The organism is Halomonas sp. TH-94 (assembly GCF_057473365.1).
In genome coordinates this window covers 14,280-28,967 of the sequence record NZ_JBYCKL010000107.1, presented here as the reverse complement: position 1 = coordinate 28,967, position 14,688 = coordinate 14,280, and the positions used below count along the sequence as shown (strand labels likewise).

Below are 14,688 nucleotides of genomic sequence, written 5' to 3'. Positions count from 1 at the left end.
CAGGACGAAACCACGGGGTAGAACCGATGAGCATGCTTGAACGGGACCTTCAGGATGTTGATCTCGATGACGTTACCGAGGCCGAGCAGGAGCTCGGAACGGCATCGGACAATTCGACCAGCGACGACGAGGCAGCCTTCGAAAAGGCGCTGAGTCGGGAAGACAAGCACTACCACCATAGCCTAGACGCCACTCAGATCTATCTCAACGAAATCGGCTTTTCCCCCTTGCTGTCGCCAGAGGAGGAGGTCTATTACGGCCGCCTGGCGCAGAAAGGAGACCCAGCTGGGCGGGCGCGAATGATCGAGTCCAACCTCAGGCTGGTGGTCAAGATCGCGCGACGTTATCTCAACCGAGGGCTGACCCTGCTCGACTTGATCGAGGAGGGTAACCTCGGTCTGATACGGGCGGTCGAAAAGTTCGATCCCGAGCGCGGCTTTCGCTTTTCCACCTATGCGACCTGGTGGATTCGTCAGACCATCGAACGGGCGCTGATGAACCAGACGCGCACCATTCGTCTGCCCATCCATGTCGTCAAGGAACTCAACATCTATCTGCGCGCGGCACGCGAGCTGACGCAAAAGCTGGATCACGAGGCCACGCCGGAAGAGATTGCCGACTATCTCGACAAACCCGTCGAGTCGGTCAAGAAGATGATGGGGCTCAATGAGCGCGTCTCCTCGGTGGACTATCCGATGGGTGGCGAAAGCGACAAGCCGCTGATCGAGACCCTGGCCGACGATAACGAACAGGGCCCCGAGTCATCGCTGGTCGATATCGACGTCAAGCAGCATGTCGATGAGTGGCTGGCGGAGCTGACCGAGAAACAGATGGAAGTCGTGGTGCGACGTTTCGGCTTGCGCGGCCATGAGGCGGCGACGCTCGAGGAGGTCGGCGACGAAATCGGTCTGACCCGTGAGCGTGTCCGCCAGATCCAGGTCGAGGCACTAAAGAAGCTGCGCCGCGTCCTCGAGAAGCAGGGTCTCTCGATGGATAACATCTTCAACGAGTAACCGCAGATCGAAAAAACGGCAGCCGACCTCCGGGTCGGCTGCATATTTTCTGCATGCTGATGCGTTATCATTAGCCTCCTCATCATGCAGGGATGAACAAGGAAACGATCAATGCATCGCTCACCCTTCACTAGGCGCTTCCAGCGCCGTGGCCTTGCGGTCATCGTCAGTCTCGCCATGGTAGGCAACGCCCAAGCTGCCGATCTGTGGACCATCGCTCAGGACGCGCTCGCCAACGATGCCGAGCTGGCTTCGGCCCGTGCCGGCTTTCAGGCGACCGAGGCGGCGCGAGATGTCCAGCGCGGCACCTTGCTGCCCCAAATCGGCATTGGCGGTACGGTCAGCCATACGCGCACCTATTCGAGCCCTGCCCAGGGCTTAGCCGGCAGGATCCCGGACGGCGCCGAGGAGCTGGATACGCCGGTCAACATCGAGCAGGACGATACGGTAAACAGCGCGGGCATCAGCCTGGATGCCGAGCAGGCATTGTACGACCCGTCGCGGCGTGCCCAGCTCGAGCGCGCCGAGCGCGAGATCGATCGCGATGCGCTGGGGCTCGAAGCGTCTCAGCAGCAGCTGCTCTACAACGTGGCCAACGCCTACTTCGAGATTCTCAGGGCGCATGACGTGCTCAGTGCGCGCCGCGCTCAGGAGACCGCCATCAGTCGCCAGCTCGAGCAGGCCCGTGAGCGCTTCGAAGTCGGTTTGATCGCAATCACCGATGTGCATGAGGCCCAGGCGCGTTTCGATCTGGCGCGAGCCCAGCGCATCGCAGCGGAAGGCGCCATGCAGGTCAGTTTCGAGGCGCTGGAGCGACTCACCGGCCATCGCTACGAGAGCATCGAAGCCTTGGACGAGGAGGTGCCCATCGCCTCACCGCAGCCGGCCGATCGTGAAGAGTGGGTGGCTCTGGCCATGGCCAACAGCCCCATGGTGTTGATGGCTGAAGCCGGAATCGAGGTGGCGAGAAGCACCGTCGATGTCTCCCGGGCCGGGCAGCGACCGGTCGTGTCGGCCTTCGCCAACTACGGCTGGGCGGACACCAACCGCAGTGGCACGTCGCATCAGTCGGAAAGCCAGATAGGCCTGCGCGCCAGCCTGCCGCTCTATACCGGCGGCTCGACCCAGGCGCAGATCCGGCAGAGCGGCTTCCTGCTCGAAGCCACGCAGTACGATTTCGAGGCGCAGCGGCGCGATACCATCCAGCAGGTCCGCTCATTGTTCACTCGCGTGAACAATGACGTGGAAACCGTCGAGGCGCGCCGCCAGGCGATCATCTCCAACCAGAGCGCCCTTGAAGCGACGCGCTCTGGCTACGAGGTGGGAACGCGTAACATCGTTGATGTGCTGAATGCCGAGCAGAACCTGTTCAATGCCATAGCCGAACATGCCGAAGCGCGCTACGACTACGTGTTGGGATTGCTGCAGCTTCAGATGCAGGCCGGGGTGCTGGGGCCGGATTCGATTCAAGCCGTCAATGCCTGGCTGAGCGACGAGGAGCGTGTCTCGCTGGAGTTGCCGGATGAGGCCAACGCCAACCCGGTCATGAACATCGGTGAGCGCCCCCAAGCCCCAACGTGATGAACGACGTAATTGTCCCAAAACCATGCTGTTTTTCTCTGCGTACCACCGAGAAATCGGTGGTTTCGTGCGTGAAATGGCCTGAGGTATAAAAGATAATACTGCGCTGTTTCTTGTCGGCGGAGAATTGCCATGGCCAGGCCCCTGGTCGCAGATATCGATCTCGACGCCCTGCGTCACAACTACGCCCTGGCACGTGCGCTGGCCTCCGGCAGCCGTGCCGTGGCGGTGATCAAGGCCGATGCCTACGGCCACGGTGCGGTGCAGTGTGCCCGGGCGCTGGAGTCGTTGCCCGCGGAGCAGCGTCCGCCGGCCTTTGGCGTGGCCTGCCTGGAAGAAGCCGAGAGCCTGCGCCAGGGCGGGATAGCGACGCCGGTCGTCCTGCTCGAAGGTATCTTCGACGCCAGCGAGCTGCCACGTGTCGAGGCGCTTGGGCTGTGGCTGACCGTACATAGCGAATGGCAACTGAGGGCGCTACTGGCCTACCGCCCGAGATCGCCCATTCCCGTCTGGCTCAAGATAGACTCAGGCATGCATCGGTTGGGCTTTCCCCCCGAGGAGGCTGCGTCGGTGTGGCAACGTCTGGTATCGGCACCCGAGACCGCCACCGACCTGCACCTGATGAGCCACTTCGCCAGTGCCGATGCCGTCGATGCCAGCTACTTCGAACGCCAATTGACATGCATGCAGGCTCTGGCCGCTCGGCTCGATGCACCGCTGTGTCTGGCCAACTCTCCGGCTACCCTGGCCCGGCCTGACTCGCATGGGAGCTGGGTGCGCCCCGGCGTCATGCTCTATGGCAGCGATCCACTGGAAGCGCCCAATGGCGCCAGTCAGCGGCTCCAGCCGGTGATGACGCTGCGCTCCGAGATCATCGCCGTACGTGATCTGGCCGCTGGCGAGCCTGTGGGCTATGCCGGCCGCTGGCGGGCGCCGCGTTCATCGCGCATTGGGGTAGTGGCCTGCGGCTACGGTGACGGCTATGATCGGCATGCCATCGATGGCACGCCGGTACTGGTGGCCGGGAAGCGCACGCGCATTGCCGGCAAGGTGTCGATGGACATGCTGACAGTGGATATCAGCGACATCCCCGAGGCCGAGATCGGTACCGAGGTCGTGCTGTGGGGAAGGTCACGCCACGGGGCAGTGCTGTCCGTCGACGAGGTGGCTCGCTACTGCGACACCATCAGCTACACGCTGCTGACCGGGGTACTGCCGCGTGTTCCCAGGTGCTACTCCAGGCTGGACTGAGCTTCAGCCCTTTTGCCCGATTCGATCAGAACGGAAACCCGCATGTCCAAGCGTAACTGGCCTGATTCCTTCGCCCATCCTCGCTTCTGGCCCGCCTGGCTGGCCATTGGCGCCATGCAGGTAGGAGCCTGGCTACCCTGGAGGCTCAAGCTCGCCATCGGGCGCGGGCTGGGCCTGTTGGCCTGGGCGGCGGTTCCTCGCCGCCGTCATATCGTCGATACCAATCTGCGGCTCTGTTTTCCCGAGCTCAGCGACAGCGAGCGCCGGCGGCTTGTGCTCGATACCTTCAAGGCCAACGGTATCGGAATTCTGGAGACCGCGACGGGATGGTGTCGAGATCCCAGGCATTTGAGCCACCGAGTGGCTTACAAGGGGCTCCATCACCTCGAGGCAGCGCATGCTCGAGGCAAGGGGGTGCTGGTTGTGGGTATTCACTTCTCCACCTTGGACCTGGGCGGTGCGCTGCATTCGCTCTATTTCCCCGCCGACGTCGTGTATCGTCCGCACAACAACCCGCTATTCGACCGCTTCATGACCCGGTCGCGGAGCAATATCTTCGGCGAGGCGATCGATCGTCACGACCTGCGTGGCGTGGTGCGACGGATCAAGGCGGGCCATATCGTATGGTATTCACCGGATCAGGACTTCGGGCGGGACGTCAGCGTCTTCGCCCCGCTGTTCGGTGTCCAGGCAGCGACCATTCGTTTGACCGCGAAGATCGCACGGATGACCGGCGCACCGGTGGTACCGCTAATGTTCCATCGCAACCCCGACGATCGAACCTATACCATCGAATGTCACCCCCCGCTGGAGGACTTCCCGAGTGGCGACGAAGTGCGTGACGCCACTCAGGTCAACGCCTTCATCGAGCGGGCAATCCGTAAGCACCCGGAGCAGTACATGTGGCTGCACCGACGCTTCAAGACGCGTCCGGAAGGCGAAAAAGGCTTCTACTGAGGCCCTGTAAGCGGCGCTTTTGTACCGCCCCGTAGCAATCCATACACAAGGAGTAACCGGTAGTAACTTGACGCTTCGGTCAGTTCACGCAAGGCTTATGCATACCTATTGGGAAAACTGCGCCGAAGGAAGCATGGCGCTTAAGACAGTCAAGGAGGTCTGTATGCTCGGCAATGCAATGCTGTTCCTGATTATCGCCATCATCGCAGGGGTGCTCGGTTTTACCGGCATCGCGGGCGCCGCCACCACCATCGCCCAGATTCTGTTCTTCCTCTTCATCGTGCTGTTCATCGTCTCGTTGATCACCGGGCGAAGAAAACCGTAGTGCTCTGCGCCCATCCGTTCGAGACATGACCGAACGAAAAGGCCTCGCATCCGCGAGGCCTTTTTTATGCTGCGTACCGCAGGTTGCGATGTCGTATCAGGCGTCGATGCGCTTGTACTTCATCCGGTGCGGCGTGTCATTGCCGACCCGCTTGCGGTGCTCCGCTTCGTAGTCGGTGTAGTTGCCCTCGAAGAACTCTACGTGGGAGTCGCCTTCGAACGCCAGGATGTGAGTGGCGATACGATCGAGGAACCAGCGATCGTGTGAGATGACCAGAGCACAGCCGGGGAAGGCAAGCAGAGCTTCCTCGAGGGCGCGCAGGGTCTCGATGTCGAGATCGTTGGAGGGTTCGTCGAGCAGCAGGACGTTGGCACCCTGCTTCAAGGTTTGGGCCAGCTGCAGGCGGCCGCGTTCGCCACCGGAGAGATCCTTGAGGAACTTCTGCTGGTCGTTGCCCTTGAAGTTGAAGCGACCCACATAGGCACGCGATGAGACTTCATAGCCGTTTATGTTGAGCAGGTCCTGACCGTCGGAGACCGCCTGCCATACGGTCTGCTTGTCTTCCAGGGCGTCGCGCAGCTGTTCCACGTAGGCGATGTCGACGGTCTCGCCAATCACCACCTCGCCGCTATCGGGTTGCTCCTTGCCGGTGATCAGTTTGAACAGCGTCGACTTGCCGGCACCGTTGCCACCGATGATGCCGATGATGGCCCCCTTGGGGACGGTGAAGGAGAGGTCCTCGTAGAGCAGCTTGTCTTCGAAGCGCTTGGATACGCCATGGAATTCGATCACCTTTTCCCCCAGGCGCGGGCCGGGAGGAATATAGATCTCATTGGTCTCGTTGCGCTTCTGGAAGTCGCCGGACTGCATCTCCTCGAAGCGGTTGAGTCGCGCCTTGCTCTTGGCCTGGCGGCCCTTGGCATTGCTGCGTACCCACTCCAACTCGTGTTTGATTGCCTTCTGACGCGAGGCCTCCTGCTTGGCCTCCTGCTCGAGGCGCTTCTCCTTCGATTCCAGCCACTGTGAGTAGTTGCCCTCGAAGGGAATGCCGTGGCCTCGGTCCAGCTCGAGTATCCAGCCGGCAACGTTGTCGAGGAAGTAGCGGTCATGGGTAATGGCCACCACGGTGCCGCTATAGTCGTGCAGGAAGCGCTCGAGCCAGGCTACCGATTCGGCATCAAGGTGGTTGGTAGGCTCGTCGAGCAACAGCATGTCCGGGTTCGAAAGCAGCAGGCGGCAAAGTGCCACTCGCCGACGCTCGCCACCGGAGAGATGACCGACCCGCGCTTCCCAAGGCGGCAGGCGAAGCGCCTCGGCGGCCACTTCCAGCTTGCGCTCCAGGTTGTGGGCGTCGGCGGCCTCGATGATGTTTTCCAGGCGGGCTTGCTCTGCCGCCAGCGCATCGAAGTCGGCGTCCGGCTCGGCATAGGCGGCATAGACGGCATCCAGCTTGGTCTGTGCCTGCTTGATCTCACCCAGCGCTTCTTCCACGGTCTCGCGGACGCTCTTCTCGTCGTCGAGCTGCGGTTCCTGTGGCAGGTAGCCGATGTTGATGCCGGGCATGGGGCGCGCCTCGCCTTCATGCTCCGTATCGACCCCTGCCATGATGCGCAGCAGGGTCGATTTACCCGAGCCATTCAGGCCCAGTACGCCGATCTTGGCACCCGGAAAGAAGGACAGGGAGATGTCCTTGAGAATCTGCTTCTTGGGCGGAACGACCTTGCCCACCCGATTCATGGTGAAGACGTATTGCGCCATGGAATTCCACTGGTGTTGAGGGTTTCAGTGGCCACGATGATAGTGGTCGGGCAGGGCAAAGGCCAGTATTGCGGTAACGGCTCGAACAGAAGAGCTGCAGCGTGGCGAGGATTCGGAAGACTGGACCGGTCGAGGCATCCGGGGGATGCCTCATCGCCAAAGGGGGTTACTCTTCTTCGTCGTTCAGCATCCAGTCGTCGGCGATCGCCCGCTGCAGGCGTCGCTCTTCAAGCAGGGCCTCTACGCGCCGACGCGCGCGCAGGGTATCGGCACGGCTGGAGGCGCGGGGACGCACATATTCGTCGTCATTCACCGCTTCCAGGAAATCCTGATCATCATCGTGAGCGTCGTTGACAAGGGGTTCATGGCTCATGCGAAGTCCTCCCATGGCCCAGTGTCGACCGCTCTGCGATCGACGTGTCGCATACCCGCTTCGCGTCCGAAGCGACGGACCTGAAGCGCCATCGGTGCCTATGACCGGCACCTGACGGCTATATATATCCACTAGAGCTCGAGAGCAAGCGTAATCGCAATTTTTTTATCTGGCCGGGCTCAGGAGAGCCCGTGTTCGGCCTTCAGCCGCTCGAGTTCCAATTGGGCTTCGACACGTTCCGTGACGTCTTTCTGCACGCCGATGTAGTAGGTCAGGTTGTCATCCGCATCATAGACGGGGGTGATCGACAGCTCGTTCCAGAACAGGGTGCCGTCCTTGCGGTAGTTGCGCAGCACCTCACGACAAGGCCTGCCCTCGGCCAGGGCCTTGCGGATATTGTCCAGGGCCGGCTGGTCGCGATCGTCGTTCTGCAGGAAGCGGCAGTCCTGATAGAGGATCTCGTCCGCACTGTAGCCGGTAAGCCGTTCGAAGCCCTTGTTGACGTAGATGAGGATATTCTCGTCACCTTCCTGCTCGGCGACCACGATGCCATCTTCCGAAGCATCGACGATACGCTCCAGCAGTTCCGGGCTGATCAGAGGAGTTCGTTTCATTCAGGCATTCCTGTCTCGGACTTGGCGGTTACCGAACGTCACTATGCTACATCTTAGCCAGCCGACGCCAGATCGATACGCCGTCATGTCTCCTGCTCGACTTCCGGCAGGCGAGTGGCAGAGAGGGCTGCCGCCAATGCCATCACGGCCAGAAAGACGAGTAGCCAATCGGTTCCCAGCCATTGGGCCAGCAGCCCCGTCATGCCGCCCACCACCAGCATCATCACTCCGGTGATGGTGTTGGACAGCGCAACGTAGAGTGCTCGCCGGTCCTGACCGGCCATGTCGACCAGATAGGTCTTGCGCCCCAGGCGTACCCCGGCATGCACGACGACCAGCAGAGCATAAACGAGGGCATAGGGCCAAACCTGGCTGCTCCACTCGCCCGGCAGCCAGGCAATGGCGGCTCCCAGCAGGCAGCACACCGCCGCCCCCAGGCCTGTGTCGCGCAGTACGGTACGGCTGGAAGCGTCGGCGCGTTTGCCCCATACCGGACTCGCGATCATGCCGGCGATGCCCGAGACCACTATCAGGATACCCAGGCCACCCAGCTCGGCACCGCTTTGCTGCTGGCCGAGTACGGCGACGTAGGGCAGGGCCAGGGCGCTGGCCAGCAGCAGCGAGCGTGAAAGGTTGAAGTGCAGGAAACCACGGTCTTCACGCATCAGATGCAGGCCCAGCTTGATGCTGTCCCAGGCGTTCTCGCCCCCTTCCACCGCTCCCGGCATCTCGGCGATGCGTGCAGCGCACGCGGCGTTTACGGCCCAGCCCAGCGCGGCGATGCCGAGCAGGATTGCCAACGCCAGCTCGCCGGGCCGATCCTCGAACAGCATCAGTACACCGCCGGCTGCGAGGGTGACGGCACCCGCCACGCTGCCGCTCCAGCCCATCAGGTTGCCGCGGCGCCGCTTGGCGATGGTCTTGCCCAGCACGTCCTTGGTGGCGATGGATGAGAGACCGCGGGCCAGCGAAAGCGCCACCAGGGCTGTCAGCACCAGGGCGCCGCCAAGGCTGCCCTGGCCATACACGGCGAGCAGCGCCAGGACCAAGGCTGCCAGTGCCTGGAGGCAGCCGCCGGCGACCCACACCCATTTGCGCTGCGGCTTGAGACGGATGAAGCCGGCGACGAATAGCTGAGGCAGCAGCGCCCCTGCCTCGCGAATCGGCACCAGCAGCCCGACCATCCACAGTGGCGCGCCAATGACACCGAGCAGCCAGGGCAGTACCAGGCGGGCGCTGGAGAGTTCATCGGCCAGCTTGTTGCCCAGCGCTGCGAACAGGTGGAGGAAGAAATTGCGGGGCTGCTCATCGCAGGCTTCATCGGAGATGTCCTTGCACATGCGGCTGTCTTCATCTCCCGTCAGCCACTCGTACAGACGCGACTGGCCGATCTCGCGCTCGCTCATCCCGGCTCCTTGGCTGCTATCATCTCGGTTTCCATTGTTGCGACAGGTTGCCGACATGTCACGTATCCGCATCCACTACTGCACCCAATGCCAATGGCTGCTGCGCAGCGCCTGGCTGGCACAGGAGCTGCTCTCCACCTTCGGCGAGGAGTTGAAGGAGGTCGCGCTGGTGCCTTCCCATGGCGGCTATTTCGAAATCTTCTACGACGACGAATCGCTATGGGAGCGCAAGCGCGACGGCGGCTTCCCCGACAGCAAGCAGCTCAAGCAGCGGGTTCGCGATCGGCTCGATCCCAACCGTGACCTGGGCCATATCGACCGATGAAGGCAACGCCGACGAGCGCTGAGATTCGCGATCTGGATCGCCAGGCGATTCTCTTCGGCTTGGGTGCGGTGGCGCTGTGGTCAACCGTGGCGACGGCCTTCAAGCTGGCCTTGACCTACATGACGCCGCTCGAGCTGATCTGGCTGGCCTCGCTGGTGTCTTGGCTGTTCATGGGAGTCCTGGTGGTGCGGCAGGGATTGTTGGGCGAGGCCCTGCGCCGAGGCTGGCGTACTGCCGCCTGGGCCGGGCTGATGAACCCGGTGGCCTACTATCTGTTGCTGTTCGGTGCCTATGACCGCCTGCCGGGCCAGGAAGCCATGGCGCTCAATTACACCTGGGCGCTGGCCATGGCCTTTCTGGCGGTGCCACTGCTGGGTCAGCGCCTGACGCGCATCGACGTGCTGGCGGGACTGGTCGCCTATACCGGGGTATGGGTGATCGCCACCCGCGGCCAGGTCTTCGACGTGGCTTTCGCCGATCCTCTTGGCGTGGCGCTGGCGCTGGCATCGACGCTGCTGTGGGCGTTCTACTGGCTTCTCAACGTGCGCGACCGGCGCCCGCCGCTGGTGGCCCAATGGCAGAACTTCGGCGTTGGCCTGCCGGTGCTCACGCTGCTGATGCTGCTTGGCCCCGGCTTCGCCTGGCCCGGCTGGGCGGCGCTGGGGGCCGGGGTCTACGTCGGTCTGTTCGAAATGGGCGTTGCCTTCGTGCTGTGGCAACTGGCCATGCATCGAGTATCGCGTACGGCGCGGGTCTCCCACCTGATCTTTCTGTCGCCGCCGGTGTCGCTGCTGCTGCTCTATCTGGTGGTAGGGGAACCGATCCTGTCATCGACCCTGGTCGGGCTGGCTCTCATTCTCGGCGGATTGGGGCTGCAGCAGTGGCAGAAGAGCCCTACGGAGGGTCACTCGTGAGCGATGTCGGCCAGCTCTACGCCGTTGCTCTCCAGCAGCGGTTCGAGTACCGGCCATACATTGTCGAGAATGATCGGCTGGGCTTGGCTGGTGGGGTGGATCCCGTCGTCCTGCATCATGCCCTCTTCGAGGGCCACGCCTTCCAGCAGGAAGGGTACCAGCGGCGCATCGTAGGTCTCGGCCAGGCGCGTGAAGACGTCGCCGAAGGCGCGGCGATAGGCCTGCCCGTAGTTGGGCGGAATGTCGATACCCAGAATCAGCACCTCGGCGCCGGCGGCCTGACTGGCCTCGATCATGCCGGCCAGATTGGCCTCGAGCTGGGCAGGGGGGAGGCCACGCAGGCCGTCGTTGCCGCCCAGCTCAAGCAGAACGATGTCCGGGTCATGCTGTCCGAGTAGCTCGGGGAGCCGACTGGCACCGCCGCCGCTGGTCTCACCGCTGATGCTGGCATTGATGACACGGGTACTGCCTGCCAGCCGCTCCTCGAGCAGGGTGACCCAGCCGGTTTCCTGCTCGATGCCGTAGGCGGTGCTCAGGCTGTCGCCCATGACCAGTAGCGTAGGCCGTTCCGCTGCCGGACTCGGCGTTGCCGTCAAGCCCAGGGCAAGTAGCATGCATCCGGCAAGACCTGCACACTGCAAACGCCAGCGTGCGAGCCATACGCTTACCAAACCCAAGGGGATACCTTTCACCATGTCCGACTCCTCGACTCAAGATGCTGTGTTGTCTGCCACCGCTACCGAGCGCGACGCCAATCCGATTCTACACGCTCGTCAGTTGAACAAGCAGGTGGTGAGCGGCGAGCGGCAGCTCACCATTCTGAGTGGTCTGGATCTCAAAGTGTTCCCTGGGGAGAGCGTGGCGATCCTGGGCCAGAGCGGAGCAGGCAAGTCGACCCTGCTCGGTCTGCTGGCGGGCCTGGACCAGCCGAGCGGCGGCGAGCTCTCGCTGTTCGGCGAATCGCTGGCCAAGCTCGACGAGGATGGACGCGCCCGATTGCGGGCCGGTCGGGTTGGCTTCGTGTTTCAGAATTTCCAGCTGCTGCCGACTCTGACGGCCCTGGAGAACGTCCTGCTGCCGCTGGAACTCTCGCCGCTGCCCGGGGCCGATGCCCGAGCCCGCGACTGGCTGACCCGGGTCGGGCTCGGTGAACGGCTCGATCACCTGCCCAAGCAGCTCTCGGGCGGGGAGCAGCAGCGCGTGGCGCTGGCGCGGGCCTTCGTTACCGGCGCCGAGCTGGTATTTGCCGATGAGCCCACCGGCAACCTGGACCAGGCCACCGGCGGGCGCATCATCGATATGCTGTTTCAGCTCAATCGCGAGTCCGGCACCACCCTGGTACTGGTGACACACGACCGCGCTCTTGCTGCCCGTTGCGATCGCTGCATGAGCCTGGAGGAGGGCCGGCTGGTCGAGCTCGTGCGCGACGAGGTGAATGCATGAGTTCGTCGTCCACACAGGCATCCGGCAGCAAGCTGCTGCGGCTTTCCGCTCGCGGCCTGCTGCGCGACCTGCGTGCCAACGACGTTCGCGCCCTGTTCGTCGCGCTGGCGCTGGCAGTGGCCGCCTCGACCATGATCGGTTTCTTCCTCGATCGTCTCGACCGCGGGCTGACCCGGCAGGCCGGCCAGCTGCTCGGCGGCGACCTGGTCCTCGAGCAGGGTCGCCCCTTCAGCGAAGAGCTGCGCACCACCCTGGAAGAGGCCGGGCTAACGCTGAGCGATCAGGTCGACATGGTGACCATGGTCAGCTTTGGTGACGCCTTTCAGCCGGCCAGCCTCAAGGCCGTCGACAGTGTCTACCCTCACTATGGCCAAGTTCACGTCGATCGCGGCGAGGGCATCGAAACCGTGGCCCACGGTCCGGCGCCCGGCGAGGCATGGCTGGCGCCGCGCCTGGCGCTGCTGCTCGAAGCGGAGCTGGGCGATCGCATTCAGGTGGGCGAGGGCGAGCTGACGGTGACCGGGCTGGTCGAACGGGAGCCGGACCAGTCGGCGGGGTTCGGCAATTTCAACCCGCGTTTGATGATCCATCTCGACGACCTCGAGACCACCAACCTGGTACAGCCTGGGGCGCGGGTGGAGTTCGAGCTGCTTGCTGCCGGCCCGCCTCAGGCCCTCGATCAGCTGGCGCCGCTGCTTGCCAGGCTCAGCCGCGACGGAGTCGAAGTACGCGATGTGCGACGCGACCGACCGGGGCTCGGCAATGCCCTGGAGCGTGCCGAGAAGTATCTCAGCCTGGCGGGGCTTGCAGCCGTACTGTTGGCCGGTGTAGCCGTGGCCATGGCCACGCGGCGCTATGTCGAGCGCCATCTCGATACCGCAGCGCTGCTGCGCTGCTTTGGCGCCACCCAGCGCGATCTGACCTGGCTGTTCGCGCTGCAACTGCTGTGGCTGGCCCTGGCGGCATCGCTGCTCGGGGCGCTGCTGGGCCTGGCCGGTCAGGCGGCACTGCTGGCGCTGCTTGCCGCCTTCCTGCCGCTCACCCTGCCGCCGCCGGGTTGGCTACCGCTGTGGCTCGGCGTGTTGACGGCGCTGGCAGTGCTGGTCGGCTTCGCCGGACCCACGCTGCTGCGCCTCAAACGGGTCAGCGCGCTCAAGGTGCTGCGTCGTGAACTCGACCCTCTGCCAGCTTCGGCCTGGCTGGTGGTGCTGGTGGCCAGCCTGGTGTTCGGCGGCCTGCTGTGGCTCTACTCCGGCGACTTCGGTCTGGCGGCCTCGCTGCTGGTCGGGGGACTGATCATGCTGGTGGTGCTGTGGGGGCTTGGCAGCCTGCTGCTCGGCATGGTGCTGCGTGTTGCCGGGCGCCTGCCTCAGGGCGGAGGCAAGCGCGGCGAGCTGGCTCAGGCCTTGCGCTTGGGCGGCCGTCAGCTGGCGCGCCGGCGCTCCGCGAGCCTGGGGCAACTGCTGGCGTTCTCGGTGACCTTCTTCGCCATGGCCATGATCGCCATGGTGCGGGGTGACCTGCTCACGACCTGGCAGGATCAGCTGCCCGAGGATGCGCCCAACTACTTCGCCATCAATATCCAGCCAGGTGAGCGAGAGGCCTTCATCGAGACGCTCGAGGCCAACGCCGACGACCGTACGGCGCTCTACCCGATGGTGAGAGGACGGCTGACCGAGATCAACGATGAGCCGGCCCGTGAGGCCGTACCGGTGGATTCCCGCGGGGATGGCTCGCTGCGCCGCGAACTCAATCTCACCTGGCAGGCCGAACTGCCGGAGGGGAACCGAGTGGTGGCCGGCCAGTGGTTCGATGTGCTCGAGGGTGCGGCGAACGAGAATGGCTGGCTGGGTGAGGTGGCGACCGAGCCAGCCCGGGCTGTCGTGCCGATCTCGCTGGAGGATGGCCTGGCCGAACGCCTGGGTCTGTCGCTGGGAGATCGACTGACCTTCACCATCGGCGGCGAGGAGATCGTCGGCGAGGTGGCGAGCCTGCGTAATCTCGACTGGGACAGTTTTCGTCCCAACTTCTTCGTCATCTTCCCGCCTGGCGTGCTGGAGCGCTTCGGGCATAGTTTCATTACCGCCTTCCATCTCGATGCCGGGCAGGGCGAGACGCTGCGTGAACTGGTGCAGCGCTTCCCCGGCGTCTCTCTGCTCAACATCGATGCCATCCTGGCCCAGGTACGTGATGTCGTCACTCAGGTGACCCGTGCCGTGGAGCTGGTTCTGGGCTTCGTCTTGCTGGCCGGGGTGAGCGTACTCTACGCGGCATTGACCGCCAGCCGTCCGGCACGGGCACACGAAAGCGGGCTGCTGAGGGTGTTCGGTGCCGGTGGAAGCCTGATTTCACGCGTCCAAGGGGCCGAGTACGCCATCCTTGGCCTGGCCAGCGGCCTGATGGGGGCGTTGCTGGCGGAACTGGCTACCGCGGGCATCTATGTGGCCTGGCTCGATCTGGCGCCACGGCTTCACCCGTGGTTATGGATCGTGCTGCCCTTGGGCGGTGCGCTGCTGATCGGTGCCATTGGCCACGCACTGTCGCGGGGGCTGCGCAAACAGGCCCCGGCGGCGAGCCTGGGGCTGCTGGGCGAGGCCTGATCCAGCTTCGGCCTCGACGTTTGAACGCCGAGGTCGAAGCCACCGCGCGCTGCGGGAAAGCGGTTACACTATGTAAACGCGAACGTGGCGCGGCGTCCCTTGCCACCTTCCTACCAACCGTTGCGATG

Annotated in this window: 14 protein-coding genes; 9 read left to right on the top strand and 5 right to left on the bottom strand. The window is 63.8% G+C overall.

Annotation, left to right across the window (positions count from 1 at the left end):
- The first annotated feature begins 26 nt into the window (after positions 1-26).
- The 5 genes from rpoS to AC2VNO_RS18210 all read left to right on the top strand — a co-directional run bounded on the left by rpoS (position 27) and on the right by AC2VNO_RS18210 (position 5,127).
- Positions 27-1,013, top strand: a complete 987-nt coding sequence (gene rpoS, locus AC2VNO_RS18230) for an RNA polymerase sigma factor RpoS (RefSeq protein WP_228577686.1) — start codon at positions 27-29, stop codon at positions 1,011-1,013.
- A gap of 111 nt (positions 1,014-1,124) precedes the next feature.
- Positions 1,125-2,594, top strand: coding sequence for a TolC family outer membrane protein (locus tag AC2VNO_RS18225; protein ID WP_486935457.1), 1,470 nt, complete (start codon positions 1,125-1,127; stop codon positions 2,592-2,594).
- Between the two features lie 132 nt (positions 2,595-2,726).
- The gene (alr, locus tag AC2VNO_RS18220) at positions 2,727-3,845 is read left to right on the top strand and encodes an alanine racemase (RefSeq protein ID WP_486935456.1); all 1,119 of its coding nucleotides are present in this window, start codon (positions 2,727-2,729) and stop codon (positions 3,843-3,845) included.
- Positions 3,846-3,887: 42 nt separating this feature from the next.
- A complete protein-coding gene (gene lpxL, locus AC2VNO_RS18215; protein ID WP_486935455.1) occupies positions 3,888-4,802 on the top strand; it encodes an LpxL/LpxP family Kdo(2)-lipid IV(A) lauroyl/palmitoleoyl acyltransferase in 915 nt (304 codons plus the stop codon).
- Between the two features lie 163 nt (positions 4,803-4,965).
- Positions 4,966-5,127, top strand: coding sequence for a DUF1328 domain-containing protein (locus AC2VNO_RS18210; RefSeq protein WP_086509399.1), 162 nt, complete (start codon positions 4,966-4,968; stop codon positions 5,125-5,127).
- Between the two features lie 96 nt (positions 5,128-5,223).
- Here AC2VNO_RS18210 and ettA read toward each other — a convergent pair whose 3' ends face one another.
- The 4 genes from ettA to AC2VNO_RS18190 all read right to left on the bottom strand — a co-directional run bounded on the left by ettA (position 5,224) and on the right by AC2VNO_RS18190 (position 9,278).
- Positions 5,224-6,885, bottom strand: coding sequence for an energy-dependent translational throttle protein EttA (gene ettA / locus AC2VNO_RS18205; protein ID WP_486935454.1), 1,662 nt, complete (start codon positions 6,883-6,885; stop codon positions 5,224-5,226).
- A 166-nt stretch (positions 6,886-7,051) separates the two neighbouring features.
- The gene (locus AC2VNO_RS18200) at positions 7,052-7,258 is read right to left on the bottom strand and encodes a PA3496 family putative envelope integrity protein (RefSeq protein ID WP_486935453.1); all 207 of its coding nucleotides are present in this window, start codon (positions 7,256-7,258) and stop codon (positions 7,052-7,054) included.
- A 179-nt stretch (positions 7,259-7,437) separates the two neighbouring features.
- Positions 7,438-7,872 (bottom strand): PAS domain S-box protein, encoded by a 435-nt coding sequence (locus AC2VNO_RS18195; protein WP_486935452.1) that lies wholly within the window; start codon positions 7,870-7,872, stop codon positions 7,438-7,440.
- 83 nt (positions 7,873-7,955) lie between these two features.
- A complete protein-coding gene (locus AC2VNO_RS18190) occupies positions 7,956-9,278 on the bottom strand; it encodes an MFS transporter (protein WP_486935451.1) in 1,323 nt (440 codons plus the stop codon).
- A gap of 55 nt (positions 9,279-9,333) precedes the next feature.
- Between AC2VNO_RS18190 and AC2VNO_RS18185 the strand changes: the two genes are divergently transcribed.
- Together AC2VNO_RS18185 and AC2VNO_RS18180 are read left to right on the top strand one after the other, a co-directional pair.
- Positions 9,334-9,603: an Rdx family protein gene (locus tag AC2VNO_RS18185; protein ID WP_228577669.1), complete on the top strand. Its 270-nt coding sequence runs from the start codon at positions 9,334-9,336 to the stop codon at positions 9,601-9,603.
- The gene (locus AC2VNO_RS18180) at positions 9,600-10,517 is read left to right on the top strand and encodes a DMT family transporter (RefSeq protein ID WP_486935450.1); all 918 of its coding nucleotides are present in this window, start codon (positions 9,600-9,602) and stop codon (positions 10,515-10,517) included. The genes AC2VNO_RS18185 and AC2VNO_RS18180 overlap by 4 nt, the downstream gene beginning before the upstream one ends.
- On the opposite strand, the gene AC2VNO_RS18175 is transcribed toward AC2VNO_RS18180, so the two are convergent.
- Positions 10,508-11,212 (bottom strand): arylesterase, encoded by a 705-nt coding sequence (locus AC2VNO_RS18175; protein ID WP_486935449.1) that lies wholly within the window; start codon positions 11,210-11,212, stop codon positions 10,508-10,510. The genes AC2VNO_RS18180 and AC2VNO_RS18175 overlap by 10 nt on opposite strands.
- Here AC2VNO_RS18175 and AC2VNO_RS18170 point away from each other — a divergent pair.
- On the top strand, positions 11,211-11,960 hold the full coding sequence (locus tag AC2VNO_RS18170) for an ABC transporter ATP-binding protein (protein ID WP_486935448.1): 750 nt from the start codon (positions 11,211-11,213) through the stop codon (positions 11,958-11,960). The two genes, AC2VNO_RS18175 and AC2VNO_RS18170, sit on opposite strands and share 2 nt — an antisense overlap.
- Positions 11,957-14,560, top strand: a complete 2,604-nt coding sequence (locus tag AC2VNO_RS18165) for an ABC transporter permease (protein WP_486935447.1) — start codon at positions 11,957-11,959, stop codon at positions 14,558-14,560. Before AC2VNO_RS18170 ends, AC2VNO_RS18165 begins: the two co-directional genes overlap by 4 nt.
- Positions 14,561-14,688 lie beyond the last annotated feature (128 nt).